Source organism: Mesorhizobium sp. M0698 (assembly GCF_040320455.1).
Lineage (GTDB): Bacteria > Pseudomonadota > Alphaproteobacteria > Rhizobiales > Rhizobiaceae > Mesorhizobium.
Genome location: NZ_JAMYPQ010000009.1, coordinates 1 through 26150, shown reverse-complemented (window position 1 = coordinate 26150; position 26150 = coordinate 1). Strand labels below are relative to the sequence as shown.

Below are 26150 nucleotides of genomic sequence, written 5' to 3'. Positions count from 1 at the left end.
CCTTGCTCCACTGGACGCGCAGCATGCCGGCCGCAGCCCCGAATCAAACTGCCGGAGCCTCGCGGCCCCGGCAGCATCGCATCGCTTCGCTCAGGCAGCCAGACCTGTTTGGCCCGGCTTGCCCGCCCTTACTGGTTCAACACGGCCTTTTGCGGATTCGGCGGGAACGCCGGATCGGTCTTCTGGCCGCGCAGCAGTTGCTCGGCATAGATGAGCTGCAAATCGTCCTTGGGTTCCGGCGGCACATAGGCGGCCGAGCCCGAACCGGTCGTGCTTTCGTCGGCGCCCTTGATATGGCCCTTGAGGTCCGATTCGCCGCGCGTCAGGTCCCTGCCCTGCAGTTCCGCCGGCAGCGGCTGGTCGACCTTGATGTCGGGCGTGATGCCCTTGCCCTGGATCGACTTGCCGGACGGCGTGTAATAGAGCGCCGTCGTCAACCGCAGTGCCCCGTTCTCGCCGAGCGGAATGATGGTCTGCACCGAACCCTTGCCGAAGGACTGCGTGCCGACCACGGTGGCGCGGCGCAGATCCTGCAGCGCGCCGGCAACGATTTCCGATGCGCTGGCCGAGCCGCCATTGACGAGCACGATCAGCGGCTTGCCGCCGATGTCGTCGCCGGCCCGCGCGTCGAAGCGGGTGACGTCCTTCGGATCGCGGCCGCGCGTCGAGACGATCTCGCCACGGTCGAGGAAGGCATCCGACACGCTCACCGCCTGGTCGAGCAAACCGCCCGGATTGAGGCGCAGGTCGAGCACGTAGCCCTTGAGCTTGTCGTTCGGCACCTGCTTCTTGATGGTGTCGATGGCATTCTCGAGGTCGTCATAGGTCTTTTCGGTAAAGGAGGTGATCTTCATGTAGCCGATGTCGTTTTCGACCCGGAACTTGACCGCCTTGACCTTGATGATATCGCGCACGACGGTCAGTTCGATCGGCTTGTCGGCGCCCTGGCGCAGGATGGTGAGCTTGATCGGCGTATTGACCAGCCCGCGCATCTTCTCGACGGCGTCGTTGAGGGTCAGGCCGCGGACCTCCTCGCCGTCGATCTTGGCGATATAGTCGCCGGCGAGCACGCCTGCCTTGGCGGCCGGCGTATCGTCGATCGGCGTGATCACCTTGACCAGGTCGTTCTCCATGGTGACCTCGATGCCGAGGCCGCCGAATTCGCCCTTGGTCTGCACGCGCATGTCCTGCGCTTCTTCGGCATTCATGTAGGAGGAGTGTGGGTCGAGCGACGACAGCATGCCGTTGATGGCATTTTCAACCAGCGACTTGTCGTCGGGCGGCGTCACATAATTCGCCCTTACCCGTTCGAAGATATCGCCGAAGATCGCCAGTTGCTTATAGGTCTCGGAGCCCGCAGCCTTCGCTGTCGAGCCGGGCGCGCCATAGACCAGGCTCATCGCCGATGCACCCATCAGCGCACCGGCAAACAGAAGCGACAGTTTCCGCATCATTCACGTCCTTCCAGAAAAACGGTCCGCCCACCATGGGGCCGGATCGACGGGTTTTCCATCCTTGCGGAACTCGACATAGAGCTCCGGTGTGGCATTTCCATTCTTCGATGCCGAGGTGCTCGCCACCCGGGCCTCTCCCATCGCGCCGACCGGCTCACCTGCGAGCACCGACTGGCCAGACGCGACGCTGATTCTGCTCATCCCCGCCAGGACGACATGATAGCCGTCACCCGCATTCAGGATCAAGAGTTGACCGTAAGAGCGGAAAGGCCCCGCATAAAGCACATTTCCATCCGCCGGCGCTGTGACGATGGCTCCCGATTGTGTCGCAACCATGTCACCGAGCATCACCGCGCCGTTACCGTCGTCGGCCCCGAAGCGCCGCTTGATCCTGCCGGTGACCGGCAGCGCGATCTGCCCTTGAAGCGCGGAAAACGGCGCGGCAGCGGTGAGCCTGTTGCTCTCCGGCACCGGCAGCGAGGCCAATTCCGTCGGCGCCGCAGCCGATGCCGGGCCCTTGTCGGCGTCGGCCGTCTTTTGCTCGGCTGCCTTGGCCGCATCCGCCGCCTTGCGGGCTCTGTCGGCCTCGAGCGAGGCGATCAGTTCTTTCAGGCTGCCGGCCTTGGCTGCCAGCGTCGCGGACCGCTGCTTTTCGGCGGCCAGCGCGGTTTGCGTATCGGCGGCGAGCTTCTGCTTGGCTTCGAGCAGCATGCCGAGCCGCTTTTTTTCCGCCGCCTGCTCGCCGACAGCTGCCGTCAGCCGCGCCCGCTCGGCCTCGATCGAGGCCGTCACCCGCGACTGCTCCTTGAGGTCGGCCAGCAACATGTCGGTCTGGTGGCGCAGTTCCGGCACCACGGCACCGAGCAGGATGGCGCTGCGCACCGACGACAATGCGTCCTCCGGCTTGACCAGGATCGCCGGCGGCGGATTGAGCCCCATGCGCTGCAGCGCGCCGAGCACTTCGGCCAGAACGTCGCGTCTGGCGGCCAGTGAGGCGCGGATCTTCTGCCCCTGCGCCTTCAGCCCTTCCAGCTTGCCGCCAATGTCCTCGATGTCCTGGCCGAGCTTCTGCTCGGTCATCGCCGACTGGATCAGCGCCGCGGTGATCGAGGCGTGGTCCTTCTTGACAGCCGCTATGTCAGCGGCGAGCTTGGCCAGCCGCTCGGACGACAGCGTGATCTCTTTCGATACTTTTTCGTATTCGGCGCGGCTCTGGTCCGGGTCGGGCGCCAGGTCGAGCGTGTTCTCGGCCCGCGCGACGCCGAGCGAAAGCGCGATCGTCGCCACGGCGATGCCGTAGCGCACGCGCCAGGAGCCCGTTCGTGATTTCCAGTCTTCAGACATTGAAGCCCAACTCTATGCGCGGCTTCGTTAACGAACCATCAACCATGTTCGAGCCCCGGCCGTCATCGACAAACCCCATGAGCCCAAACTGTCGATGAGCATTGGGGCAAAAATCCGGGCGGCTGGCATCAATTCGCCGACGGAGCCGACTTCATGAACGATGGTAGGGGTGACCGGAAAGGATCGTGGCCGCCCGGTAAAGCTGCTCGCCCAGCATCACGCGGACCAGCTGATGCGGCCAGGTCAGCGCGCCGAGCGACACCGTCAGATCAGCCAGGTCGCGCAGTGACTGGTCATGGCCGTCGGCGCCGCCAATGGCGATCACCAGCGCCTTGCGCCCGCCATCGCGCAGCGAACCTATGCGACCGGCGAAATCCTCGGAGGAAAGGTTCTTGCCGCGCTCATCCAGCAGCATCAGCGCCGTGCCCGGTTGCAAGTGCGTCTGCAGTTTCTGGCCTTCCTCGCGCCGGCGCTCATTGGCCGTCTGCGCGCGACCTTCGGCAATCTCGACGATCCCGGCGAATTCGAGGCCCACGGCAGGACCGCTCCTGGCAAAACGCTCGAAATAGCGGTCGGCCAACTGCTTCTCGGGGCCGGCTTTCATTCGGCCCACGGCATGAACCGTAATCTTCATCCCTGCCTCGAAGAGCCGCTGATGCATGTCGGACGACGACATGCATCAAGACGAATACGGCTCAGTGGAGGGTCTCCTCCTCGAGATCGGGCGCCTGCCACATCTTTTCGAGATTGTAGAAGTCGCGGACCTCGGGACGGAAGACATGGACGATGATGTCGCCCGAATCGATCAGGACCCAGTCGGCGCCAGCCAGCCCCTCGACGCGTGCAGTGCCGAGCCCGGCATCCTTCAGCGCCTTGAGGAGATGATCGGCAACAGCCGAGACATGACGGTGCGATCGGCCCGACGCGACGACCATGTAGTCGCCGAGGCTCGATTTCCCCTGAATGTCGATTGAGACGATGTTTTCGGCCTTGGAGTCTTCCAGACTGGCAAGGACTGTCTTGATGGCGCGGGACACGGCGTCGTTTACGCTGATCCCGGCCGGCGAAGGCACGATGTCGGCCTTCTTCCGCAGTGCTGTTCTCAGTGTATTTCCTTTCGCAGCAAGAACAACCAAATCACCTCTGAAATCAGGTGACACTGCTTAGATAGGCAGAGTTAGGTTGCAGTTTCAAGACACCGCTCGCAAGCAGGCACCCGGCAGCGGCCGAATATCCGGCTTTTCGGGCCAGAAAATCGGAACCGCCTCGCCCCGCAGCGGTTATCGGCTCATCCACGAACCGGAATCCCGACATGCCGATCGATCCCCAGAACGCTCTCCTCACCGTGCAATCCGGCCTGGCGCAACTCAGCACGCTGATCGTCTCCTACTCGCTTTCGGCGGTCGGCGCCGTCATCCTGCTGGTCATCGGCTACATCGTCGCCGGCCTCGCCGAGCGTTCGATCTATGCCGGCCTCGGCCATATCAGCGGCTTCGACGAAACGCTCCGCCATTTCTTCTCGCAGGTCGTCCGCTACGCCATCCTGGGACTGGTCGTAATCATGGTTCTCGGCCAGTTCGGCGTGCAGACGGCTTCGATCATTGCCGCTATCGGTGCCGCCGGCCTGGCCATCGGCCTGGCGCTGCAAGGCACGCTGCAGAACATTGCCGCCGGCATCATGCTCCTGGCGCTGCGGCCGTTCCGCATCGGCGAATATGTCGAAGTCGGCGCGATATCCGGCACCGTCGAGGAGATCGGGCTGTTTGCCACAACGCTGAGGACGGTCGAAGGCGTCTACGTGCTTGCACCCAACTCGACCCTGTGGAACCAGCCGGTCCGCAATTTCACCCGCAACGGTGTGCGCCGCGGCGACATCACGCTCAGCATCGGCTCCTGGAACGACATCGATTTTGCGCAGAAGACCATGCTCGGTGTCGCCGCCGCCGACCGACGCGTCAGGCGGCAGCCGGCGCCGATCGCCTTTGTCGCGACTGTCGGCGACAGCACCGTCGCCATCACCTTGCGCTACTGGACGGCGGCTGCCGATTTCTTCGCCGCCCAGATCGACCTCACCAAGAGCGTCAAGCAGGCGTTCGATGCCGAAGGCCTTTCAATCCCGGCGCCGGCGCCGCAAGTGCCGCAGCCGGAGGCCTCAGCCACGCAGCAATAGAGCATTTGAACCCGGCCGGCAGATGGCCCTCAAAGCTCTCCGCGCCCGCGCTGATCTTCGGGCGCGAAGGCGAGATCGACAGGCAACGGCGCCTGCGCCGTCATTGGCGCGAAACTGCCGGTCTCGGTGGCGGGCACCGGCCGAACCATGACGACGCGCCAGAGAACGAACAGGCAGTAGGCTGTGGCAATGACGATTGCCACATAGATGAAGGCCTGCGTGCCGTAGACGGCGGAAAGTCCGGTCACAATGCCGGGTACGACGAAGCCGGACAGCGACCAGGCAAACAAAAGCGAGCTCGACAACGCCACCATGTCGTCCTTGCCGGCGCGGTCGCCGGCATGGGCGCTGGCAAGCGAATAGATCGATTCCGAGGCGCCGTCCCAGACCACATAGATGACGAGCAGCACCGCCAGCGCGCCGCCGTCGAAACCGAGGGCAAACAGGCCCGCCGCGGCGGCAAGCGCCGACGCCGCGATCAGCACAAAGCGCCGGTCGGTGCGGTCGGAAATCCAGCCGAGCGGAATCTGCAGGATCAGCGTGCCGACCGGCATTGCCGAAAGCAGCAAGGCGACGTCGGCCTGGCTGTAGCCCTTGGCCGTGGCATGGATCGGCGCAAAACCCGAGATCGTCATCGACAGGCCGCCGACGGCAAGCATACCGGCAACGCCGACCGGGGAGATCCGCCAGGCGCGGCCGAGCGCCACGGACGCCGCTTGCGGCGCCGGCGGCTGCGCAAGCCGCGTCAGCCCGACGGGAAGGATCGACAGCGCGGTGAAGGCAATGCCGATCAGCGGCGCGTCGGCCGCGCGGATATCGATCAACGCCAGCGTCGAGTAGCCGACGCCGAGCCCGGCGACGTAGGCAACGTAGAAGATAGCCATGACCCGGCCGCGGATGGCGTTGGCGACGACATCGTTCAGCCAGCTCTGCGCGACAATGAACAGGCCGCATATGGCAAAGCCGTAGAGTGCCCGTGCAGCGATCCATGGCAATGGGTGCGGCCCCGCGCCGACCGCGGCGTTGGACAGCACGATCAGCGCCGACAGCACCATGAACACGCGGGCATGGCCGACACGCCGCACCAGCGGCCCGGTCAGGATGCAGCCGGCGAGGCCGCCAGCCGAAAGGCCGGTGACGATCAGCCCCGCCCATGTCGGATCAGCGCCATCGACAAAAGGATGCTGGCAATGGCGATCGACGGCGCCGGCTGCCCTAGACCGTTCTTGTCCTGGTCGCGCTCGAGAATCGTCATGACCGAGGATCGCCCATCAAGCAGGTCAAGGCAGCGGCAAAAGCGACATCACCGGACTTGCCTTCTCCCCTTGTGGGAGAAGGTGGATCGGCGCGCAGCGCCGAGACGGATGAGGGGTGCTGGAAGAAATGCAGCGTAAAAAGACCGAGGGATTTTAAGTGCTTAGTTCTTCAAGATAGCGATCATTCCAGCACCCCTCATCCGACCGAGCTTCGCTCGGCCACCTTCTCCCACAAGGGGAGAAGGAGACTCCTATCCCTTCGCCACCTTGCGGATCGCGCTCGACGACAGCGACGAACGCGGGCCGTGGATGAAGGTCCAGGCCGGCGCCGTCATGCGGGCGAGCCGCGGTGCGTCGCCCTCGTCGACGCGGGCATAGTCGAAGGTCTTGGCGACCACCGACGACAGGAACGACAGCGTCGCGCCTGGCCGGTCGACCACCGCGATCGGGAACGTCATGACGATGCGGCGCCAGCGCTGCCAGCGGTGGAAGTCGCGAAGCGAGTCGGCGCCCATGATCCAGACAAAATCGACGCCCGGGTTACGCGCCTTGACCAGCGCCAGCGTGTCGGCGGTGAAGCGGACGCGGTGGGCCGCCTCGAATGCGGTGACCTTGATCTTCGGGTTCTTCGCGATCTTTTCGGATAGCTGCAGCCGCTCGGCCAGCGGCGCCAGGTCTCCGGCATTCTTGAGCGGATTGCCGGGCGTCACCATCCACCACAGCTGATCGAGCGCAAGGCGTCTGAGTGCGATCTCGGCGACCAGCGCATGGCCGGCATGCGGCGGGTTGAACGAACCGCCGAACAGCCCGACCGCCACGCCTTTCCCGGCATGCGGCATGTGCAGATAGTGGGAGGGAACGGGATGCTCAGACGAGGAAAGCATGCGTCAGGCACCCCCCTCTGTCCTGCCGGACATCTCCCCCTCAAGGGGGGAGATTGGCGGCTTCATCGCAGGCGCAAATCTTGCAACGCCGGCGATTGGCGAAATCAGAAATGACAGCCAATCTCCCCCCTTGAGGGGGAGATGTCCGGCAGGACAGAGGGGGGTGGCTGGGCACAAAGCTTCAGGCTCGAACGGCGAACAGCTTCAAGGCCTCACCTGTCCCGACCCGCGTACGCGGTATTTGAACGAGGTCAGTTGCTCGACGCCGACCGGCCCGCGTGCATGCATCTTGCCGGTGGCGATGCCGATCTCGGCGCCCATGCCGAACTCGCCGCCATCGGCAAACTGGGTCGAGGCGTTGTGCAGAAGGATCGCCGAATCGATCTCGTTGAAGAACCGTTCGACGGCCTTTGCATCCTCGGCGATAATCGCCTCGGTGTGATGCGAGGAAAACGTCTCGATATGCTCGATGGCGTCGCCAATGCCGTCGACCAGCTTCACCGCAATGATGGCATCGAGATATTCGGTCACCCAGTCTGCATCGGTCGCGGGCTGGGCATCGGCATAAAGCCTCAGCACCTCGGCATCGGCGTGGATCTCGCAGCCTGCCGCCCGCAAGGCCTCGAGGATCGGCACCAGGTGCGTGCCGGCGACGGCACGGTCGACCAGCAGCGTCTCGGCAGCACCGCACACCCCGGTGCGCCGCATCTTGGCATTGACCGCGATCTTGACCGCCATGTCGAGATCAGCCGATCGGTCGATATAGAGATGGCAGATGCCCTCGAGATGCGCGAAGACCGGCACCCGCGCCTCGTTCTGCACACGCTCGACCAGGCTGCGGCCGCCGCGCGGAATGATGACCTCGAGATTGCCGGAAAGCCCCTTCAGCATTTCGCCGACGGCGGCGCGATCGGTAGTCGGCACCAGTTGGATGGCATCTTCCGGCAGCCCGGCTGCCTTCAGCCCCTCGACCAGGCAGGCATGGATCGCGGCGGAAGAGTTGAGCGAATCCGAACCGCCGCGCAGGATCACCGGATTGCCCGCCTTGAGGCAGAGCGCGCCGGCATCGGCGGTCACGTTCGGCCGGCTCTCATAGATGACGCCGACGACGCCGAGCGGTGTGCGCACCCGTTCGATATGCAAACCGTTCGGCCGGTCCCATGCGGCGATGACATCGCCGACCGGATCGCCGAGTGCGGCGATTTCGCGAATACCGTCGGCCATTGCGCGGATGCGCGCCGGATCCAGCTTCAGCCGGTCCATGGACGAGCCGGAAAGCCCGGACTCGTGGCCATTCGAGACATCGATGGCATTGGCGTCAAGAATGTCCTGCTCACGGGAAACGACCGCGTCGGCCATGGCGAGAAGCGCCGCATTCTTGGCGGCGGTGGTGGCGATGGCCAGCGGTCGGGCGGCGGCGCGGGCCTTACGGCCCGTCCGTGCCATCAAACTGGCTACATCTTCGCCTTTGTGTTTGTTCAGCATCTGACCGCTCCGGTGAAGCTTGGTGGATTTACACGCGGCCGGCCTTCGCGGCAATGGCCGCAAATCTGGGGGAGTAGAATGAAGAGCTTCATAATTCTCGTTGCTGTCGGCGCGATGCTCCTGCCGACAGGCCTTCACGCCGCCGACTACTGCGACGACAAGTTCGAGCCTGGCGAGAGCCCCGACGGGATGGCTTTGATTGGGTACAGCTTGATGGTGCAACTTGCTTTTGCTGAACGCTACTGCGGCGCACCGGCGACACCGCCCTCTCGGATTGCCGTCGTTGTCGAGGAGCTCCATGGATGTGGGCCGCGGGCTCGGCTTGAAGCGGAAATAGAAAAAAGGACGAAGGAGGATACAAGTGCGAAAATAACAACGACCGACGGGCTTATTCGCGATGTCGTCGCCGGGGACGACAAGGACATTTCCCAAATCGAGGTGGATCGACGAGCCAAGGCTGGGATCGAAGCAGAGCTGGGAGGCTGCAGCGAGTTGCTGAGAACTAAACGCGACGTTGAGGAAAGATACCGCAACCCGCCTAAATGGCCGCCTGAACCCCGCAAGTAGGGTGCATGGAGCCCTTTCTCAGTCGGTCGCGCCGCTCACCACAAGGTCATCGCGGTGGATCATCGCCGAACGCGCCTCGTAGCCGAGCACCGTTTCGATCTCTGTCGTCTTCAGGCCAGCGATCCTTACGGCATCGGCGGCATCATAGGCAACCAGCCCGCGCGCGATCTCGCGGCCCTCGGGCGACAGGATCGCCACCGTGTCGCCACGCGCAAAATTGCCGCTGACCAGTTTGACCCCGGCCGGCAGCAGCGACTTGCCGGAGAGCAGCGCGCCGATGGCGCCGGCATCGACGGTCAGCCGGCCGGCCGGTTCGAGCTGCCCGGCGATCCAGGTCTTGTAGCCCTTGACCGGATTGGCGCTCGGCCGGAAGAAGGTGGCACGCTCGCCGCGCTCGATTGCCAGCAGCGGCGACAGCCGCGTGCCCGATGTGATGATCATGGCGGTGCCGGCGGCGGTCGCGATCTTGCCGGCGTCGAGCTTGGTGCGCATGCCGCCGCGCGACAATTCCGAAGCAGCGGCACCCGCCATCGCTTCGATGTCGGGGGTGATGCGGTCGACGACCTGAATGAATCGAGCTTGCGGGTCACGCGCCGGCGGTGCCGTGTAGAGCCCGTCAACGTCGGAGAGCAGCACCAAAAGATCGGCGCCCATCATAGTGGCGACACGCGCCGCCAGCCGGTCGTTGTCGCCATAGCGGATTTCGGAGGTGGCCACCGTATCGTTCTCGTTGATGACCGGCACCGCCTTCATCTTGAGCAGTGTCGAAATCGTCGCCCGCGCGTTGAGATAGCGGCGGCGCTCTTCGGTGTCGCCGAGCGTCAGCAGGATCTGGCCCGATTTCAAGCCATTCTTGCCGAGCGCATCCGACCAGGCGCCGGCCAGCGCGATTTGCCCGACGGCAGCAGCAGCCTGGCTCTCCTCGAGCTTCAGCGCCCGCTTGCCGAGGCCGAGGATGGTGCGGCCGAGTGCAATCGCGCCCGAAGACACGACGAGAATTTCGGCGCCGCCATTGGCCAGCACGGCGATGTCGTCCGCAAGCGAGGCCAGCCACTCGCGCTTCAGGCCCGTCGTGCGGTCGACAAGCAGCGCCGAGCCGATCTTGACGGCAATGCGCCGATAATTTTTCAGCGATTGCGCGGCCATGGCTATGCGTTCCAGCGCGTCTCGACCGGCGCGGCGACGGCTTCGCGTGCCTCCGCCACCACCCCCATCAGCGCGCGCAGCACCGCCTCGACGCCTTCGCCGGTGACCGCCGAAAGCAGCATCGGCGCGCGGCCGGCGGCACGTTTCAGCGAGGCGGCCTTCTTCTTGCGTGCGTCGGCATCGAGTATGTCGACCTGGGAAAGCGCGACGATTTCGACCTTGTCGGTCAGCCCATTGCCGTAGGCTTCGAGCTCGGCACGCACGGTCTTGTAGGCATTGGCCGGATTTTCTTCCTGCGCCGAGACAAGATGCAGAAGGACACGCGTGCGCTCGACATGGCCAAGGAAGCGGTCGCCGATGCCGACACCTTCATGCGCGCCTTCGATCAGGCCCGGAATATCGGCAATGACGAATTCGCGACCGTCGATGCGGGCCACGCCAAGGCCCGGATGCAGCGTGGTGAAGGGATAGTCGGCGATCTTCGGCTTGGCCGCGGTGACCGCCGCCAGGAAGGTCGACTTGCCGGCGTTGGGCAGCCCGACAAGGCCGGCATCGGCGATCAGCTTCAGCCTGAGCCAGATGTTGAGCTCTTCGCCCGGCAGTCCGGGATTGGCGCGGCGCGGCGCCTGGTTGGTCGAGGTCTTGAAGTGCTGGTTGCCGAAACCGCCATTGCCGCCCTTGGCCAACAGAAAGCGCTGGCCGACGACCGTCAGATCGCAGATCAGCGTCTCATTGTCCTCGGCAAAGACCTGTGTTCCGGCCGGCACTTTCAGCGTTACGTCGGCACCCTTGGCGCCGGTCATGTTGCGGCCCATGCCGTGCGTCCCGGTCTTGGCCTTGAAATGCTGCTGGTAGCGATAGTCGATCAGCGTGTTCAGCCCATCGACCGCCTCGACCCAGACATCGCCGCCGCGACCGCCGTCGCCGCCGTCCGGACCGCCGAACTCGATGAACTTTTCGCGCCGGAACGACACCGAACCGGCGCCGCCGTCGCCGGAGCGGATGTAGACCTTGGCTTGATCGAGAAATTTCATCGGATTGTATGGTTTCTGCTATTGGCTTTGCGGGATTGCTCTAAACCAAGGCGGGTCGAAGGGCGAGGGCCGTTTTTGCTACTGTAACGTCGCGCGTAGCTCTGGGCGCGTACCATTTGGTTGACCCTTGCCGAAAAATCGATCCTCGGCTTTCCAAGCGCGAGATGTCGGAATGAAGCTGGTAACTTACAATATCCACTACGGCGTCGGCCTCGACGCCCGCTATGATGTCGGCCGTATCGCCGATGCCGTGCGCGGCGCCGACGTGATCGCGCTGCAGGAGGTCACCCGCGCTAACCCGAAGAATGGCGGCCGCGACATGGTGGCCGACCTCGGCGAGGCGCTGCCCGACTATTTTGCCGTCTACGGCAGCAATTTCGAGGCCGACGCCGGCTCGCGCCTGGAGAACGGCCGCGCCATCACGACCACCTTCCAGCTCGGCAACATGGTGCTGTCGAGGACGCCGATCCATCTGTCGCGCAATCTCCTTTTGCCGCGCAGCCGCAGTGTCGAGGCGATGAACTTCCAGCGCGGCGCGCTGGAGGCGCTGATCGAAACGCCGCTTGGTCCGATCCGCTTCTATTCCACCCATCTCGACCACCGTAGCCCGGTTGAACGGCTGAGCCAGATCCGCTTTCTGCGCCAGCGTCTGTTGAAATACCCGCTCGAGGGCGGCGGGCTCTCCGGCGTCGCCGAGATCGGCTTGCCGGACCTGCCTTGTCCCGAAGCCTTCGTCGTCATGGGCGACTTCAACATGCTGGCCGGATCGCCGGAACATGTCGAACTCGCCGGCCAGCCTGACCATGAATTCGGCATGCCGGTGACCGCCGACCTCGCCATCGATGCTGCCACCCGCCTCGGCGCTGCCGGCGCCGATCTCGTCACCTGGGTCGACCCCAAGCGGCCGGGCGATACCAGCCGCTACAAGCGCATCGACTACATCTTCACCAGCGCCTCGCTTGCCAAATCGCTGAGGCGCCTGTGGGTCGACCGGCAAGCGGCCGGTTCGGATCACTTGCCGGTCTGGCTCGAGATGACGTGAGCCGCATCCATCAAAAATGCACCCAGTTCCGCAGGCTGGTCCAGGTCTTGCGATCGAGGCGGTAGCGCTCGACCGGCACCTGGCCGGCAACGATCGAGTTCAGCATGCCCTGGCCGGCATACTGGAAGCCGCATTTGTGGATGACCCGGCGCGAGGCCGGATTGATAACCCGCGTCGAGGCGTGCAGCACCTGGATCGTGGTTCTCTGGAAGGCAAGGTCGACCAGTGCGTGCGCTGCTTCCGTCGCGTAGCCGCGTTTCCAGTACGGCTCGCCGATCCAGTAGCCGAGCTCCAGCCCACGATCCGTAGTGTTGAGCCCGGCACAGCCGACGAAGGTCTCGGTGCCGGCCAGCGTCAACGCATAGGCGATTCCGGCCCGGCGCGATGCCGTCATGGCCAGGAAAGCGCGTGCCTCCGCCTCGCCATAGGGATGCGGCATGCGAGCCAGCATTTCCGCGACGTGGCGGTTGTCGGCGAGCGCCACCAATTGCTCGATATCGCTTTCACGCGGGGCACGCATGACCAGCCGCTCGGTGACTAGGACCGGGCAATCTATCGTGTAACTTTCGTCGTCTGTCGCTTCCGCTTCGGCAACCATATCAAAGTCCTCCAGGCACAAGAAAAAGGGGAGATGGAAACCCATCTCCCCTGATCCATTTCCTGGCTTGGCCAGACACCGGTTCCCGAGATGGGTGCCGGTGTTCTCGTGCGGAACCGGCTACTCCGCTGCCTTCGTCATCGGGTTCACCGATACGTAGGTTCGGCCATTGGCTTTTTTGTTGAAGGTGACTGCGCCAGCTTCGAGCGCAAACAGCGTGTGGTCCGTGCCAATGCCGACATTGGTGCCGGGATGCCACGTCGTGCCACGCTGACGAATGATGATGTTGCCCGGAATCACGGCTTCGCCGCCGAACTTCTTCACGCCGAGCCGCTTGGAATGGGAGTCGCGACCATTGCGCGACGATCCGCCAGCTTTCTTGTGTGCCATCTAACTACTCCGATGCGCCGCGAGGCGCCTAAACGATCTTATGAACGCGTTCGCGTTCCGTTTCAAGTCCGATCCGGCGACGATTGCGCCGGTTCGTTCTACTTCTTCGCCAATTCCTTGGCCTGCTCGCGCCAGTCCTTGATCTGGTCGGCGCTGAACGGCATGTGCTCGTCGATCTTGGCGACGTCCTTGTCGGACAGCTTGGCGATCTGGGCAAAGGTGGTGATGCCCTGTTCGTTGAGCTGGCCGGCGGCGACCGGGCCGATGCCCTTGATCACGGTCAGGTCGTCCGGCTCGCCCTTCGGCGCCTTGAACAACGGCGCGGCGGCTTCGGCAGCCTTGTCCACGGTCGTCTCGGCCTTGGCTTCCTTCTTCGGCGCAGCCTCTGCCTTCGCTGCTGCCTTCGGCGCGGCTTCAGCCTTCGCCTCGGTCTTGGCTGCAACTTCGGCCTTCGCTTCGGTCTTGGCGGCGGCCTTCTTCGCCGGCTTGGCGCCACCCAGCAGGATTTCGGCAATCCTGACGGTGGTCAAAAGCTGGCGATGGCCGATCTTGCGGCGCGAATTCTGCCGACGGCGCTTCTTGAAGGCGATGACGGTACGGTTCTTGCCCTGCTCGACGACTTCGGCGGTGACCATCGCACCATCGACGAACGGCGCGCCGAACGTGACGTTTTCGCCTTCGCCATGCGCGAGCACGCTACCGATCTCGACGATGTCGCCGACATTGGCTTCGAGTTTTTCGATCTTCAGGAGATCGTTGGCGGCAACGCGATACTGCTTGCCGCCCGTTTTGATGACTGCGAACATTTTTTGCCTTTCGCTGTTCGGTCGGCCTTGATGAACCGCTTCAGGCGGTTCGGCCGTCTTTTTGTCAGTCTGCGGGTTCAAAAAACAAGCGGCGCGGAAGATCCCTCCACGCCGATTGCGCGCTGTCCCTAACCGAAGGTTCGGCTTGAGTCAAGGCAAGCGCCGCGGGCAAGCTGCGAATGGGTTGAGCCCAGTCCTAGCAAATATCGAGCAGCGGCTGCCGGAGGCTCGAAGGAAGCACGGACAGAAGCTGCGGCGCCGGGGCAGATTGGCCCTTGTAACCTGCCTGTCCAGCCGTTATCTAGTGCGCCGCGCCGGCAACGGCGGACCATGACCGCGGAGAGGTGGCAGAGTGGTCGAATGCACCGCACTCGAAATGCGGCATGGGTGCAAGCCCATCGGGGGTTCGAATCCCTCCCTCTCCGCCACTTCGCAATGTGTCCAACCCGGACCCATAGGTAACAGCATCTCTCATCGCGCCGGTAATGGCTTAAGATCGCGGGCCTATGCAGCCTTCCGCCGCAATTGGCTCACGCTCAGCCACACCGCCGAAACCAGGAAGTAGAGGGCGCCTACTGCGGCATAGCCGGCCACGTTGGAGATCGATGGCGGCATCGGCATCCGCGTCTGCGCGATGAAAAACGTGCCTGCCAGTGCCGATTGCCCTCCGCTCAGGACCATCGCCCACTGCGCACCAGAGCTCTTCCAACGGCGGACGGCGGTGCCGAGTTGAAGCAGGCCGGACAGGATCGCCCATAGGCCGAACACGCCGAGCACCCAATTCATGCTCATCTTCAGCGCAACAATGACCGCGAGCGTTGTCGCCACACTGACCACGACGTTGATGGTCTGGGTGCGATTCTCTCCCAATCCTCCGCTGCGCGATGCGTCGACGAAATTGGCGAGAGCATCCCATGCAGGATAAGCCACGAGCAAAACCGCCGCGACCACCCCGGAATTCTGTCCCATCGTAAAGGCAGCCGCCACCCAGACAGCCGAGAACGCCGTCCGAGCGAAGTAATAAAGCTTGAGCCATTGTTCCTGGCTGGCCCGGGAAAGATCGCCACTGTGAACCGTCATTGGATCGTCCTTTCGACTAGTAGGTAGGGACTCTCGACGAACGTCGCAGAGTGATTGCTATTATGGCCAGGTGAGATCTAGGCCCGTATCCGGGGGGAAGCGCGGAGCCGCTCCAGGAGCGGGCCCGTCACGACGGCGAATGCCTTCGGATCGCCATAGGCCCGTGCCGAAAGCATCGCGCCGTGAACGGTCGCCATGAACGCTTCAGCCTCGGCACGAGGGGTACTCATCAGTCGAAATTGGCCGTGCCGCGCACCGCGCTCCATCACCGATGTCAGCCAAGCCGACAGCGAGCGGAAATGCGCCCGGACCTCAAGGCCAACTTCCTCGGGCAGCACGGGGAGCTCGCTTGCCAACAGCGCGCAGATACAAAACGGGGCGCTGGCGTTCGCGATGCAGGCTTCCCAATACCCGGCATAGATCCGCAACTGTTCGAGCGGATCGGATTCGTGAAGTTCGACATTTGCCATCCCCGCTTCAGTTTCTTCGCGATACCGCGCAACCAGCGTCCGAACCAGATCGACCTTGCTTGGGAAATGGTGATGGATGCTCGCCTTACGGATCCCGACCACTTCAGCAATGTCGGCATAACTGAAACCGTTGTAGCCGCCAGCGACGATCAGTGAGCGTGCACAAGCCAGGATGTCCTCAGAGGTGGTAGACAAGTTGCTCATGCTTTTACCTACCTTCTGGTAGGATGGCAGTCAAGCCTCCTTGCAACGCGAGTAGCGTGAAATTGCGTGGCTATGGCGTAGACGTCATTCGATCTTCATTGTTTTCGGCCCGCCATCCATTCAGAAAGCTCCGGGTGTTTGTCGATCGAGGTAGCCATCCCACTTCGAGGACGAGGCAACACCCTCCGGCCGACCGGACCACCGCCAATCGCCGTGCGGCACTAGGCGTTTGCACCGACTGCGCTATCTCACCATCGTTAGCTTGTTCTATCGCTGGTTGAAGACTGGGAGGTTTCCATGGATCGGCGACTATTTTTGACAGGAATGTTTGGCATTGCCGGGGCCGCGGCCCTTGCAAGCACAGTTCGGCCAATCAACGCAGTGGCCGGCGTTCCAACTGCCAGAAGCGGCATTCTCGATGAACTCGAGGCGCCGGATGTCGAGACCTTCGACGACGACGAAACTCAAGCAGAGTTGCAACCAGTCTATCATCGCCGGTGGCACCGGCCGCGCCGGCGCCGCCGGCGCGCTTGGAGAAGGGTCTGTCGCGTTTACTGGCGAAACGGCTATCGGCGCAGGCGGTGCTTCCGCAGGCGCGTCTGGGTCTGGTTTCGATTCTAGCAACTGGCCGGCTTGAACCCTGGCCATCGCGGCCGGGGTTTTCGCCCCAGGCGGCCGTTAGCGCCCTTAGGGAGCTTTCCTAAGGGCGCGGAGGAAGCTGACGGTGTTTGCAGGGTTCAGAGCCACCAGCCTACGACTGGACGATACGACGATTTTCGCAAGGGTCGGAGGCACCGGTCCGCCGCTGCTGCTTCTTCACGGTTTTCCAGAAACGCATCTGATGTGGAGGGATATCGCCGCAGCCTTGGCGCTCCGCTTCACGGTGGTCGCCGCCGACCTTCGAGGCTATGGGCAAAGCGGATGTCCGATTTCCTCTGCCGATCATAGCCCATACGCCAAACGCGCCATGGCCGGCGACATGGTTCAGGCCATGAAGCAAGTGGGGTTTGAGCGGTTCATGGTTGCCGGGCATGATCGCGGCGGGCGGGTTACCTATCGCCTGGCGCTCGACCATCCCGACAAAGTGCTCAAAATCGCCGTCCTCGACATCATCCCCACCGCCGCAACGTGGGATCGGGCGGATGCCAGACTGGCGCTCGGCTTCTGGCCCTGGAGCCTTCTTGCGCAGCCGGAGCCCCTGCCGGAGCGTCTGATCGGCGCGGCTCCCGATGCTGTCATCGACGATGCAATTACGCACTGGGGATCGTCGGCGAAAATGGTCTCCAAAGAGGTCAGGAACGCCTATGTTGATGCGCTTCGCGATCCCGCGCATATTCATGCCATCTGCGAAGAGTATCGCGCCGCTGCGACGATCGATCGTGAACATGACGCGCTGGACCGCGCAAACGGTCGTCGCATCGACTGTCCGCTACTGGCGCTATGGAGTGGCGAAGGCGCCCTGGAGAACTGGTATGCGCAAGAAGGCGGGCCGCTGGCCATCTGGAGGAAATGGGCCGACAGAGTGGCAGGATGCGCTGTCCAAGGCGGGCACTTTTTCCCGGAAGAGCACCCCGACAAGACGGCAGCGGCTCTCTCGGAATTCTTTGAAGACAAACAGGTCGGTCAGCACAGAGTATTGTAGAGGTCACATGCTTCAGTTACGCGGAACCTCGCGAGTGCTTCGCGGCCCTAGATCGAGAACCCTCCGAAAATCCGCCCGTCCGGCATCAATGTGCTTGATAAGGGAATGAAGGCGATCTCCACGTCCACGCCTCTGATATGCAGCCTCATGTTTGTCGGAAGTTGCGCATCGCCTTTGCCGGCATCCTTTGATGCTGCGAAATACGACAAGATGAGTTGCGTCGAGCTCAACGTGGCGATCGGCGCTGTCGCCGACGAAATGTCGGCGACAGCCATCGCTCGTGGCAAAGTCGTCCACACCAACATTCCGGGCTGGCTGCTGGGAGGGCAGCGTGTCGCCTCGACCGTGGCTGCCCGCCAGAGTGCGAAGATCGAGCGCTTGCGGCAGCAGGAGGCTGCGATTGCCGCGGCGAGACGAAGCCGGTGCTGATTGCGTCACTGAAGTGGGTCTTCAGCCCGCCACCCCGGATTGATGCGCAGCGATCGCGCCGAGGAATATCTCGCCGAAATCCTTGAGCTTGGCGGCGCCGACGCCGTTGACCGCGGCGAAGGCGTCCAGATCACGCGGGCAGCGTTCGGCCATATCGATCAGTGTACGATCCGAAAAGATCACGAAGGCCGGCACCTGGCGTTCCCGGGCAAGACGCAGCCGCACAGCCTTGAGCGCGGCCAGCAGCGCCGAATCCAGACCTTCCGTGCCCGCTGCGGCATCCTCAGGACGTATCTTGCCTCGCAATGACTGGCGCGCGTCCACGCGATACCGGAACGAGGCCTCGCCCCGAGCCAGCGCACGGCCCTTCTCGGCAATGGCGAGGCCGCCATGGCCGGCTGGGTCCAATGTCAGGAACCCTCCCGCGACGAGTTGGCGGAGCAGCGACAGCAAGAAACTCTTTTTATGCGCCACACCGGTGCCGAAGCTGGCAAGCCTGTGGTGGTTCCTGGCCAGGACCTTCTCGGTCTCATGGCCGAGCAGGACATCGACGACATGGGCGACGCCGAAGCGCTCGCCGGTCTGTGCGATCGCCGCCAGGATGAGCCGTGCCTCCGCCTCACCATCCGCATGCGGCGCCTGGTCGAGGCAGTTGTCGCAATTGCCGCAAGGCGAAGCACTTTCGCCGAAATAGCCAAGCAGGATCTGACGGCGGCACTGCGTCGTCTCGCAATAACCGATCAGCGTATCGAGTCGGCCATGCGCGCGCCTTTTGTGCTCAGCCGGCGCATCCTCGTCTTCGATGAAAAGCCGGCGCATGCGTATATCGCCGAGACCGAAGAGCATATGTGCCTCGGCCGCCCGCCCGTCGCGGCCCGCCCGCCCGATTTCCTGATAATAGGCCTCCAAGCTGCCCGGCAGGTCGGTGTGGAAGACATAGGCGACGTCCGGCTTGTCGATCCCCATGCCGAAGGCGATGGTCGCCACCATCACCACGCCGGACAAGGTCATGAAAGCATTTTGATTCGCTTCACGCGCGTCCTTGCTCATGCCGGCATGATAGGCGAGCGCGCGTACGCCGTTCCGCTCGAGGAACGCCGCCATCTCTTCGGTCTTTTTGCGTGACAGGCAATAGACGATCCCGCTGCGGCCCGCATGGCGCTGCACGAAGCCGAGCAGTTGGCGCTTGCTGTCCTGCTTGGGCTCAATGCTTAGCTTGATGTTCGGCCGGTCGAAGCCGAGCACCACGGTATCGACGCGCCCGTCGAACAGTTGCGCGGCAATGTCGGTGCGCGTCGTCTCGTCCGCCGTCGCCGTCAACGCAATGATCGGCACTTTCGGGAAGATATCACGTAGTCTCGACAATTCTTCGTATTCGCGCCGGAACGCCGGTCCCCATTGGGAGATGCAATGTGCCTCGTCGATGGCGATCAGCCGGACATCGAGCTTGGTCAACGCCTCGAGCATTCGCACCGTCATTAGCCGCTCCGGTGCAAGATAGAGCAGGCGCGTCTGGCCTGCCGCGACACGGCGCCATGCAGCGACATTGGCGTCGCGGTCGAGCGAGGAATTGATCGTATCGGCCGCCACGCCGGCAAGGCGCAATGCGGCGACCTGATCCTGCATCAGGGCCACCAGCGGCGAAACGACAATGGTGAGCCCGCCCAGCACCAGCGCCGGGACCTGGTAGCAGAGCGATTTGCCGGCGCCGGTCGGCATGACAGCCAGCACATGATGCCCGGCCAGCAGCGCCTCCATCACGGCCGCCTGGCCGAGACGAAAATCATCGAAGCCGAATACATCCTTCAGGACGCGCCGCTTGGAATCCTCTGCCGGGATGCTCGCTGCTACCTGCATTACAGAACTTTCGGGGATACGACCTGCCGAAATTCCCCGGCGAATCGCCAGGTGATTGCCTGGACAGCAGATTCGAACATTTATCGACCCCTCTGGTCCTGTCCGCGGCACCGCCTGAGGCGAACTTCTCTCTCATTGGCCGATATCAGACCGTCGTTCCAGCCCCTATTCGCTTTGGCTGTGAATATCGCACCGCCTCGGAGCGGTTAATCCTATCTTCACTATCATTCGGCAGGTTCAGGTTCTGCGGTGATGTTTTGAGTACCGCGGCGCCACAAGCGCCCAGGCAACACGCCCGCGTCTCTCCGGAGGCGCGGGTTTTTTTCTGAGAACCGGCTGCCTGATCTTCGGGCCCGCAGCTCAGTCGAGGAAATCGGCGCGGTGTGGCGTGAAGCTGTCGACCAGCCGTCCCGCCTGCAGCGCCTTGACGCCATGGACAAGGTTGGAAGGAACGATGAAGCTGCTGCCGGTTTCCAGGACCTCGGTCCTGCCGTCGATGGTGACTTCGAAGCGACCTTCGGCGACGTAGCTCGCCTGGACATGCGGGTGCGAGTGCAATGCACCGACACCACCCTTGTCGAAACCGAATTCGACCATCATCAGTTCATCCGTGTGCAGGAGCACGCGCCTGCGGTTGCCATCCGGCGTCGGCGTCCACGCAGCCTCGCCGGCATGCGAGAAGATTTTGGTTCCGGTCATCGCCAAACTCTCACCTTTTGTTGTTCATCGTGCCAGCCAGCCGCCGTCCACCGGCACCACCGCGCCGTGCATGTAGTTGGACGCTGGCGCCAGCAGGAAGACGGCTGCGTCGCCGATGTCTTCCGGCGCGCCCCAGCGGCCGGCCGGAATGCGCGCCAGGATCGAAGCGCTGCGGTCGGGATCGGTGCGCAGCGCCTCGGTGTTGTTGGTCTCGATATAGCCGGGCGCAATGCCGTTGACGTTGATCCCCTTTGCAGCCCATTCGCACGCCAGCAGCCGTGTGATGCCGAGCACGCCATGTTTGGAGGCGGTGTAGGAGGCGACGCGGATGCCGCCCTGGAAACTCAGCACCGAAGCTATGTTGACGATCTTGCCGCGCCGTCCAGATTCGGCAAGCACGCGCCTGGCAAAACTCTGGCTGAGGAAGAACACCGTCTTCAGATTGACGCCGATGACGTCATCCCAGTCGGCTTCGGTGAGGTCGACCGCATCGGCACGCCGGATGATGCCCGCATTGTTGACCAGGCCGTCGAGCGGCCCGGTGTCGTCCCAGACGCGGTCAAGCATCGCCTGGGCGGCGGCATCGTCGCCAAGGTCGCAGCGGACCGCCTCGAAGCGCCCGCCGGCCGCTTCAATCCTCTCCGCCGTCTCGTCCATCGCCGACCGGCCGACGCCGACCACCGCGCCACCGGCGCGCGCGATCGACACGGCGATGCCCTGGCCGATGCCGGTATTGGCGCCGGTAACGAGGATGCGCTTGCCGGCAAGGCTGAACGCAGAGAGGTCGCTCACTTGAGCTCCTCCATCGCCACCAGGTCGACATCGGTATAGTCGACATTGTCGCCGGCCATCGCCCAGATGAAGGCGTAGTTCGAGGTGCCGGCGCCCGAATGGATCGACCATCCCGGCGACAGCACCGCCTCCTCGTTGCGCATGACGAGATGGCGCGTTTCGTCCGGTTCGCCCATGAAGTGAAACACCCGCGCCGCCTCCGGCAGGTCGAAATAGAGATAGGCCTCCATGCGCCGGTCATGCACATGGCATGGCATGGTGTTCCAGACGGAACCGGGGGCAAGCTGCGTCATGCCGACGACAAGCTGACAGGTCTTTACGCCATCGGCATGGATGAACTGGAAGATCGAGCGCTCGTTGGAAGTCGCCTGGCTGCCGAGATCGAGCCGCTTGGCATCGCCGATGCGGATCAGCCGGTTGGGGTGGCCCTGATGCGCCGGCGCGCTGAGCAGGTAGAACTTAGCCGGCTCAGCCGGATTGGTCGCAGCGAACGACACCTCATCGGTGCCCATGCCGAGATAGAGCATGTCGCGCGCCTGCAGCTCGTAGGATTGGCCGCCGGCTTTCACGACGCCTGCACCGGCGATGTTGACGATGATCATCTCACGGCGGTCGAGAAAATTCTTGGTCCCGGTCGGCTTGATCGCCTGCAGCGGCAGCGGTGCGCCGGCGGGCATGGCGCCGCCGATGATCATGCGGTCGTAATGGGTGTAGGTCAGGCTGATGCTGCCGGGCCGGAACAGGCCTTCGATGAGAAAATTGTGACGGAGCTCGTCCGTGCCCATCGCCGCGGCAGAAACAGGGTCGATGGCGAAGCGGGAGGTGAAATCCGTATGATTGTCAGTGTGATTCATTGCTGTCCCATGGGGCTGCCTCAATTGCTTATTCAGTTGCCGCGGCCTTGACCGAGTCGGCATAAAAAATCTGGCGCGCGTGCAGGCGCTCGCGATAGCGCTGCTGGCTGGCACCGAGATGCGCGCGCATCGCCTCCCGCGCCGCTTCGGCATCGCCTGCCGAGATGGCGTTGAGGATCATCAGGTGTTCGCGCTGCAGGCCGCGCTGGTAGGCGTCGGACTGTGCGAACTCGGTCGACCAGGGCGAGGTCACATCGCAAGGAATAGCGCGCCGGCCGAGCACGTCGAGCATCTCGACATAGAACGGATTGTTGGTGGCGCTGGCGATTGCGCGGTGGAAGGCAAGGTCGGCCGGTCCAGTCGGCTCGCTGTTGAGGAGCAGCCGTTCGAACTCGAAGAAGGCTTCCTGGATTGCCGCTTCCTGCGCGGCGTTGCGCCGGATGGCGGCGAGCCCGGCGGATTCGATCTCGATCGCCAACCTGACTTCGAGCACGTTGAGGGCAATCGAATCCTTGCTGCCCATCTCCGCTGCCAGAGCACCGAACGCTGTCGAGATATGTTCGGTGACGAAAACGCCGGCGCCTTGGCGCGGCTCGACCAGGCCGTCCGCGGCAAGCTTGGCCAGCGCCTCGCGTATTACGGTGCGGCTGACCCCGAAGGTTTCCGTCAGCTGGCCCTCGGTCGGCAGCTTTTGCCCAGGCTGGATCTCGCCCGCCTGCAGCTGCTTGCGGATCGCCGCGACGACGGTTTCCGAAAGCTTCGGTCTTCGTTCGACGCGGAGCCCGACGGCCGTGTCCGATGCCATGTCGCACCCCCTATTTGAAGACGCTCGGCAGCCATAGCGAAATGGCCGGAATGTACGTGACGAGCGCCAGCACCACGAGGCCTGCGCCATAGAATGGCCAGATCGAGCGCATCGATTCCCAGACGGATATCTTGCCCACTGCGCATGCCACGAACTGCACTGCGCCCACCGGCGGCGTGTTCAGCCCAATGCCGAAATTGAGGATCATGATGACGCCGAAATGCACCGGATCGACGCCGTAGGCCTGCGCCACGGGCAGGAAGATAGGCGTGCAAATGATGATCGTCGGCCCCATGTCCATGAACGTGCCGAGGAACAGCATCAAGAGGTTGAGCAGGAGAAGCACAACCAGCGGATCGTCCGAGATCGCGTTCATGGAGGCTATCAACGCTGCCGGCACTTTCAGGAAGGCCATCAGCCACGAGAACGCCGCCGCCATGCCGATGATGAGCAGCACCATGGCCGTGGTGCGCACGGCGCCATGGGTGGCATGAACGAACCCTTCCCAGGTCATCTGCCGGTAAACGAAGACGGTCACGAGCAGCGCATAGATGACGGCGATACAGGAACTCTCGGTGGCGGTGAAGACGCCCGATCGCACGCCGCCGAAGATGATCGCGATCAGCAGCAGGCCGGGCACGGCGACGGCGAAAAGATGCGCGACCGCGGTGAAGCCCGGAAACGCCTCGGTCGGATAGCCGCGGGAGCGCGCCACGAAATAGGCGGTGACCATCAGCGACAGGGCCAGTAGCAGGCCCGGGATGATACCGGCCGTGAACAGATCGGCGATAGAGATCTTTCCGCCTGCCGAGATCGAGTAGATGATCATGTTGTGCGACGGCGGCAGCAGCAGCGCGATCAGTGCCGCCATCGACGTGACGTTGACGGCGTAGTCCGCTCCATATCCACGCGCCTTCATCTGCGGGATCATCAGGCCGCCTACCGCCGCGGCCTCCGCAACCGCTGAGCCGGAAATGCCGCCGAACAATGTAGCGGTTGCAATGTTGACCTGGCCGAGGCCGCCGCGCAAATGGCCGACGAGCGAGCCAGCGAAGGCAACGATCTTGCTGGCGATGCCGCCGCGCACCATCAAGTCGCCGGCGTAGATGAAAAACGGAATGGCCAGCAGCGAAAAGACGCTCATGCCGGAATTCAGGCGCTGGAACACGATGAGCGGCGGCAGGCCCATATAGAGGACGGTGGCGAGGCTTGCGACGCCCAAGCAGAAAGCGATCGGCGTGCCGATAAGCATCAGCAGGGTGAAGACGCCGAAGAGAATCCACAGTTCCATGGCGTCAGACCTTCACGTTGGCGGTGTCGAGTTCGGCCGCGACTTCGGCCGGCGGCAGCTCATCGAGGGCATCGTCGATCGGCGCGCCGGAGAGGCGAAGCACGATGCGCTCCAGCGTGAAGAGCACGATGAGCGCGCCTCCCGCGACAAGCGGGACGTAGTCCCAGCCCCCCGATATGCCGAGTGACGGCAAGACGGAGCCCCAGGTCAATGCGACCAGCTGGCTGCCATACCAGATCATGCCGATGCCGAAGGCGAGCGCGACAAGATCCGAAATCATCCGCAGCCAGCGCTTGCCGCCTTTCGGCAGCATGTAGAGCAGTACGTCGAAGCCAAGATGGTAGTTCTCGCGCACACCGACGGCAGCGCCGAGGAAAATGAACCAGCTCATCAGCATCACCGAGCCCGGCTCGGTCCAGCTCGGCGAGCGGTTCAGAACATAGCGGCCGAACACCTGCCAGGCGACGAAGGCGGTCATCAGCACCAGCCCGATGCCGGCGATCGACAGCGCCGCCGTGCTGACGCGCGACATCACTTGCGCGACGCCGGACAGGAGCGGTGTTGGTCTTGGGCTGGAAGTCACCGGTTTTCTCCCCAGGAGGATGGCGGCACGGAATGTCCGCGCCGCCGCTTGATCACTGCACGGCCTTGATGGCTTCGACCATGGCCTTCAGCTTGTCGTCCTTGACGTGCTTCTCGTAGACCGGCCCCATCGCGTCGATGAAGGGCTGCTTGTCCGGCGTCGTGATCTGCGAACCGGCCGCCTCGACCTTGGCGCGCGATTCCTTGACCTTGGCGGTCCACAGCTCGCGCTGCTTGGCGACGCTTTCCTTGGCGGCCGCCTTGAAGATCGCCTGGTCTTCCGGCGTCAGCTTGTCCCAGCTCGACTTCGCCATGACGAAGGCTTCCGGCACCATCGTGTGCTCGTCGAGCGAATAGTACTTGGCGACTTCCGCATGCTTGGCGGTGTCGTAGCTCGGAAAATTGTTCTCCGCGCCGTCGATGACTCCGGTCTCGATCGCCGAATACACCTCGCCATACGGCATCGGCGTCGCGTTGGCGCCGAGTGCCGCCACCATGTCGACGAAGATGTCGGACTGGATGACGCGGAACTTCATCCCGGCCATGTCGGCCACGGTGTTGATCGGCTTCTTCGAATTGTAGAAGGAGCGCGAGCCGCCGTCGTAAAAGGCGAGCAGCACCAGCCCGACCTGGTCGAACGCCGCCGCGATCTGGTCGCCGATCGCCCCGTCCATGACCTTGTGCATATGCTCTTCCGAACGGAAGATGTAGGGCAGCGAGGGCACGGTGGTCTCCGGGATGAGCCCGTTGAACGGCGCCATCGAGACGCGGTTGAGATCGATCACGCCGGTACGCACCTGCTCGATCGTGTCCTTTTCCTCGCCGAGTTGCGCGGAAGGATAGATCTCGACCACATAGCGGCCGGCCGTGCGCTCCTTCACCAGCTCGCCGAAATATTTGACCGCCTCGACCGTCGGATAGCCGTCCGGGTGCGTGTCGGACGAGCGCAGGACCGTCTGGGCGCTTGCCGATCCGGCCAGCAGTGCGGCGGCAAGTAGCGTAGCTCCCGCCAGTCTTGAAAAATGCAGCATTGGTTTCCTCCCGTTTGAACGATGGCGGCAAGCGCCGTTAGAGCCGGTACGCCTTTTTCGCGAGCGTATAGGCAAGTTCCTGCGCCAGCTCGTGCGCCTCGTCGTGGGGGCGCCGGCGGGGGGGGGCGCCCCGCGCCCCCGATGGGAGATCCGACCACCCCGGCCCCCCCACAGGGGGGGGGGGTGGGGGGGGAGGGGGGGGGGGGGTGGGGGGGGGGGGGGGGGGGGGGGGGGGGGG

Annotated in this window: 26 protein-coding genes, 1 tRNA gene and 1 pseudogene; 6 read left to right on the top strand and 22 right to left on the bottom strand. The window is 63.7% G+C overall.

Annotated elements, in window-relative coordinates; translation table 11 throughout:
* Positions 1-128 precede the first annotated feature (128 nt).
* The 4 genes from NKI16_RS18895 to rsfS form a co-directional block, all read right to left on the bottom strand.
* Positions 129-1454: a S41 family peptidase gene (locus NKI16_RS18895; protein WP_023678065.1), complete on the bottom strand. Its 1326-nt coding sequence runs from the start codon at positions 1452-1454 to the stop codon at positions 129-131.
* Positions 1455-2798 (bottom strand): murein hydrolase activator EnvC family protein, encoded by a 1344-nt coding sequence (locus NKI16_RS18890; RefSeq protein ID WP_023678066.1) that lies wholly within the window; start codon positions 2796-2798, stop codon positions 1455-1457.
* A gap of 151 nt (positions 2799-2949) precedes the next feature.
* A complete protein-coding gene (rlmH, locus tag NKI16_RS18885) occupies positions 2950-3432 on the bottom strand; it encodes a 23S rRNA (pseudouridine(1915)-N(3))-methyltransferase RlmH (protein ID WP_023678067.1) in 483 nt (160 codons plus the stop codon).
* A 61-nt stretch (positions 3433-3493) separates the two neighbouring features.
* Positions 3494-3871, bottom strand: coding sequence for a ribosome silencing factor (rsfS, locus tag NKI16_RS18880; RefSeq protein ID WP_023678068.1), 378 nt, complete (start codon positions 3869-3871; stop codon positions 3494-3496).
* A 239-nt stretch (positions 3872-4110) separates the two neighbouring features.
* Here rsfS and NKI16_RS18875 point away from each other — a divergent pair, with 239 nt between their 5' ends.
* A complete protein-coding gene (locus tag NKI16_RS18875; RefSeq protein WP_023678069.1) occupies positions 4111-4968 on the top strand; it encodes a mechanosensitive ion channel family protein in 858 nt (285 codons plus the stop codon).
* 29 nt (positions 4969-4997) lie between these two features.
* Here NKI16_RS18875 and NKI16_RS18870 read toward each other — a convergent pair.
* From NKI16_RS18870 to NKI16_RS18860, 3 genes and pseudogenes are all read right to left on the bottom strand, one after another.
* A pseudogene (locus tag NKI16_RS18870) lies at positions 4998-6143 on the bottom strand (MFS transporter); the annotation flags it as partial.
* A 332-nt stretch (positions 6144-6475) separates the two neighbouring features.
* Complete coding sequence (locus NKI16_RS18865; protein WP_031212055.1) at positions 6476-7063, bottom strand: nicotinate-nucleotide adenylyltransferase; 588 nt, start codon at positions 7061-7063, stop codon at positions 6476-6478.
* Positions 7064-7312: 249 nt separating this feature from the next.
* A complete protein-coding gene (locus NKI16_RS18860; RefSeq protein WP_352621477.1) occupies positions 7313-8593 on the bottom strand; it encodes a glutamate-5-semialdehyde dehydrogenase in 1281 nt (426 codons plus the stop codon).
* Positions 8594-8671: 78 nt separating this feature from the next.
* On the opposite strand from NKI16_RS18860, the gene NKI16_RS18855 reads away from it, so the two are divergent.
* On the top strand, positions 8672-9160 hold the full coding sequence (locus NKI16_RS18855) for a hypothetical protein (RefSeq protein ID WP_352621475.1): 489 nt from the start codon (positions 8672-8674) through the stop codon (positions 9158-9160).
* 18 nt (positions 9161-9178) lie between these two features.
* Here NKI16_RS18855 and proB read toward each other — a convergent pair whose 3' ends face one another.
* A complete protein-coding gene (gene proB / locus NKI16_RS18850; RefSeq protein ID WP_352621473.1) occupies positions 9179-10306 on the bottom strand; it encodes a glutamate 5-kinase in 1128 nt (375 codons plus the stop codon).
* 2 nt (positions 10307-10308) lie between these two features.
* Positions 10309-11340, bottom strand: a complete 1032-nt coding sequence (gene obgE, locus NKI16_RS18845) for a GTPase ObgE (RefSeq protein ID WP_352621471.1) — start codon at positions 11338-11340, stop codon at positions 10309-10311.
* A 172-nt stretch (positions 11341-11512) separates the two neighbouring features.
* Between obgE and NKI16_RS18840 the strand changes: the two genes are divergently transcribed.
* On the top strand, positions 11513-12382 hold the full coding sequence (locus NKI16_RS18840) for an endonuclease/exonuclease/phosphatase family protein (RefSeq protein WP_352621469.1): 870 nt from the start codon (positions 11513-11515) through the stop codon (positions 12380-12382).
* 10 nt (positions 12383-12392) lie between these two features.
* On the opposite strand, the gene NKI16_RS18835 is transcribed toward NKI16_RS18840, so the two are convergent.
* From NKI16_RS18835 to NKI16_RS18825, 3 genes are all read right to left on the bottom strand, one after another.
* Entirely contained in the window at positions 12393-12980 is a 588-nt protein-coding gene (locus NKI16_RS18835) for a GNAT family N-acetyltransferase (RefSeq protein WP_023678076.1), read from the bottom strand.
* Between the two features lie 120 nt (positions 12981-13100).
* Positions 13101-13370: a 50S ribosomal protein L27 gene (gene rpmA / locus NKI16_RS18830; protein WP_023678077.1), complete on the bottom strand. Its 270-nt coding sequence runs from the start codon at positions 13368-13370 to the stop codon at positions 13101-13103.
* Positions 13371-13468: 98 nt separating this feature from the next.
* Positions 13469-14176: a 50S ribosomal protein L21 gene (locus NKI16_RS18825; protein WP_352621467.1), complete on the bottom strand. Its 708-nt coding sequence runs from the start codon at positions 14174-14176 to the stop codon at positions 13469-13471.
* Between the two features lie 338 nt (positions 14177-14514).
* Here NKI16_RS18825 and NKI16_RS18820 point away from each other — a divergent pair.
* A tRNA-Ser gene (locus NKI16_RS18820) sits at positions 14515-14604 on the top strand.
* Positions 14605-14680: 76 nt separating this feature from the next.
* Here NKI16_RS18820 and NKI16_RS18815 read toward each other — a convergent pair.
* Together NKI16_RS18815 and NKI16_RS18810 are read right to left on the bottom strand one after the other, a co-directional pair.
* Positions 14681-15256 (bottom strand): DUF308 domain-containing protein, encoded by a 576-nt coding sequence (locus NKI16_RS18815; protein ID WP_352621465.1) that lies wholly within the window; start codon positions 15254-15256, stop codon positions 14681-14683.
* A gap of 77 nt (positions 15257-15333) precedes the next feature.
* A complete protein-coding gene (locus tag NKI16_RS18810) occupies positions 15334-15930 on the bottom strand; it encodes a TetR/AcrR family transcriptional regulator (RefSeq protein ID WP_352923590.1) in 597 nt (198 codons plus the stop codon).
* Between the two features lie 724 nt (positions 15931-16654).
* On the opposite strand from NKI16_RS18810, the gene NKI16_RS18805 reads away from it, so the two are divergent.
* Positions 16655-17572 carry an alpha/beta fold hydrolase gene (locus NKI16_RS18805; protein WP_352923587.1) on the top strand — a complete coding sequence of 306 codons (918 nt, stop codon included), beginning with the start codon at positions 16655-16657 and terminating at the stop codon, positions 17570-17572.
* A gap of 174 nt (positions 17573-17746) precedes the next feature.
* Positions 17747-18001, top strand: a complete 255-nt coding sequence (locus NKI16_RS18800; protein WP_352594357.1) for a hypothetical protein — start codon at positions 17747-17749, stop codon at positions 17999-18001.
* Positions 18002-18022: 21 nt separating this feature from the next.
* Here the strand turns inward: NKI16_RS18800 and recQ are convergent, their stop codons facing one another.
* From recQ to NKI16_RS18760, 8 genes are all read right to left on the bottom strand, one after another.
* Positions 18023-19858 (bottom strand): DNA helicase RecQ, encoded by a 1836-nt coding sequence (gene recQ, locus NKI16_RS18795; RefSeq protein WP_352782390.1) that lies wholly within the window; start codon positions 19856-19858, stop codon positions 18023-18025.
* A gap of 360 nt (positions 19859-20218) precedes the next feature.
* Positions 20219-20557 carry a cupin domain-containing protein gene (locus tag NKI16_RS18790; RefSeq protein ID WP_352636897.1) on the bottom strand — a complete coding sequence of 113 codons (339 nt, stop codon included), beginning with the start codon at positions 20555-20557 and terminating at the stop codon, positions 20219-20221.
* Positions 20558-20581: 24 nt separating this feature from the next.
* Positions 20582-21349: a 2-dehydro-3-deoxy-D-gluconate 5-dehydrogenase KduD gene (kduD, locus tag NKI16_RS18785; protein ID WP_352644661.1), complete on the bottom strand. Its 768-nt coding sequence runs from the start codon at positions 21347-21349 to the stop codon at positions 20582-20584.
* Complete coding sequence (gene kduI / locus NKI16_RS18780) at positions 21346-22203, bottom strand: 5-dehydro-4-deoxy-D-glucuronate isomerase (protein ID WP_352644659.1); 858 nt, start codon at positions 22201-22203, stop codon at positions 21346-21348. Before kduI ends, kduD begins: the two co-directional genes overlap by 4 nt.
* A gap of 28 nt (positions 22204-22231) precedes the next feature.
* Positions 22232-23008: a FadR/GntR family transcriptional regulator gene (locus NKI16_RS18775; RefSeq protein ID WP_352618125.1), complete on the bottom strand. Its 777-nt coding sequence runs from the start codon at positions 23006-23008 to the stop codon at positions 22232-22234.
* 10 nt (positions 23009-23018) lie between these two features.
* A complete protein-coding gene (locus tag NKI16_RS18770) occupies positions 23019-24299 on the bottom strand; it encodes a TRAP transporter large permease (protein WP_352782389.1) in 1281 nt (426 codons plus the stop codon).
* Positions 24300-24303: 4 nt separating this feature from the next.
* Positions 24304-24831 (bottom strand): TRAP transporter small permease, encoded by a 528-nt coding sequence (locus tag NKI16_RS18765; RefSeq protein ID WP_352782417.1) that lies wholly within the window; start codon positions 24829-24831, stop codon positions 24304-24306.
* Between the two features lie 103 nt (positions 24832-24934).
* Entirely contained in the window at positions 24935-25912 is a 978-nt protein-coding gene (locus NKI16_RS18760; protein ID WP_023678091.1) for a TRAP transporter substrate-binding protein, read from the bottom strand.
* Positions 25913-26150 lie beyond the last annotated feature (238 nt).

Coding starts and splice junctions, on each gene's coding strand:
- NKI16_RS18895 (WP_023678065.1), bottom strand. CDS start 1,454: ATGATGCGGAAACTGTCGCTTCTGTTTGCCGGTGCGCTGATGGGTGCA.
- NKI16_RS18890 (WP_023678066.1), bottom strand. CDS start 2,798: ATGTCTGAAGACTGGAAATCACGAACGGGCTCCTGGCGCGTGCGCTAC.
- rlmH (WP_023678067.1), bottom strand. CDS start 3,432: ATGAAGATTACGGTTCATGCCGTGGGCCGAATGAAAGCCGGCCCCGAG.
- NKI16_RS18875 (WP_023678069.1), top strand. CDS start 4,111: ATGCCGATCGATCCCCAGAACGCTCTCCTCACCGTGCAATCCGGCCTG.
- NKI16_RS18865 (WP_031212055.1), bottom strand. CDS start 7,063: ATGCCGCATGCCGGGAAAGGCGTGGCGGTCGGGCTGTTCGGCGGTTCG.
- NKI16_RS18860 (WP_352621477.1), bottom strand. CDS start 8,593: ATGCTGAACAAACACAAAGGCGAAGATGTAGCCAGTTTGATGGCACGG.
- NKI16_RS18855 (WP_352621475.1), top strand. CDS start 8,672: ATGAAGAGCTTCATAATTCTCGTTGCTGTCGGCGCGATGCTCCTGCCG.
- proB (WP_352621473.1), bottom strand. CDS start 10,306: ATGGCCGCGCAATCGCTGAAAAATTATCGGCGCATTGCCGTCAAGATC.
- obgE (WP_352621471.1), bottom strand. CDS start 11,340: ATGAAATTTCTCGATCAAGCCAAGGTCTACATCCGCTCCGGCGACGGC.
- NKI16_RS18840 (WP_352621469.1), top strand. CDS start 11,513: ATGAAGCTGGTAACTTACAATATCCACTACGGCGTCGGCCTCGACGCC.
- NKI16_RS18835 (WP_023678076.1), bottom strand. CDS start 12,980: ATGGTTGCCGAAGCGGAAGCGACAGACGACGAAAGTTACACGATAGAT.
- rpmA (WP_023678077.1), bottom strand. CDS start 13,370: ATGGCACACAAGAAAGCTGGCGGATCGTCGCGCAATGGTCGCGACTCC.
- NKI16_RS18825 (WP_352621467.1), bottom strand. CDS start 14,176: ATGTTCGCAGTCATCAAAACGGGCGGCAAGCAGTATCGCGTTGCCGCC.
- NKI16_RS18815 (WP_352621465.1), bottom strand. CDS start 15,256: ATGACGGTTCACAGTGGCGATCTTTCCCGGGCCAGCCAGGAACAATGG.
- NKI16_RS18810 (WP_352923590.1), bottom strand. CDS start 15,930: ATGAGCAACTTGTCTACCACCTCTGAGGACATCCTGGCTTGTGCACGC.
- recQ (WP_352782390.1), bottom strand. CDS start 19,858: ATGCAGGTAGCAGCGAGCATCCCGGCAGAGGATTCCAAGCGGCGCGTC.
- NKI16_RS18790 (WP_352636897.1), bottom strand. CDS start 20,557: ATGACCGGAACCAAAATCTTCTCGCATGCCGGCGAGGCTGCGTGGACG.
- kduI (WP_352644659.1), bottom strand. CDS start 22,203: ATGAATCACACTGACAATCATACGGATTTCACCTCCCGCTTCGCCATC.
- NKI16_RS18775 (WP_352618125.1), bottom strand. CDS start 23,008: ATGGCATCGGACACGGCCGTCGGGCTCCGCGTCGAACGAAGACCGAAG.
- NKI16_RS18770 (WP_352782389.1), bottom strand. CDS start 24,299: ATGGAACTGTGGATTCTCTTCGGCGTCTTCACCCTGCTGATGCTTATC.
- NKI16_RS18765 (WP_352782417.1), bottom strand. CDS start 24,831: ATGTCGCGCGTCAGCACGGCGGCGCTGTCGATCGCCGGCATCGGGCTG.
- NKI16_RS18760 (WP_023678091.1), bottom strand. CDS start 25,912: ATGCTGCATTTTTCAAGACTGGCGGGAGCTACGCTACTTGCCGCCGCA.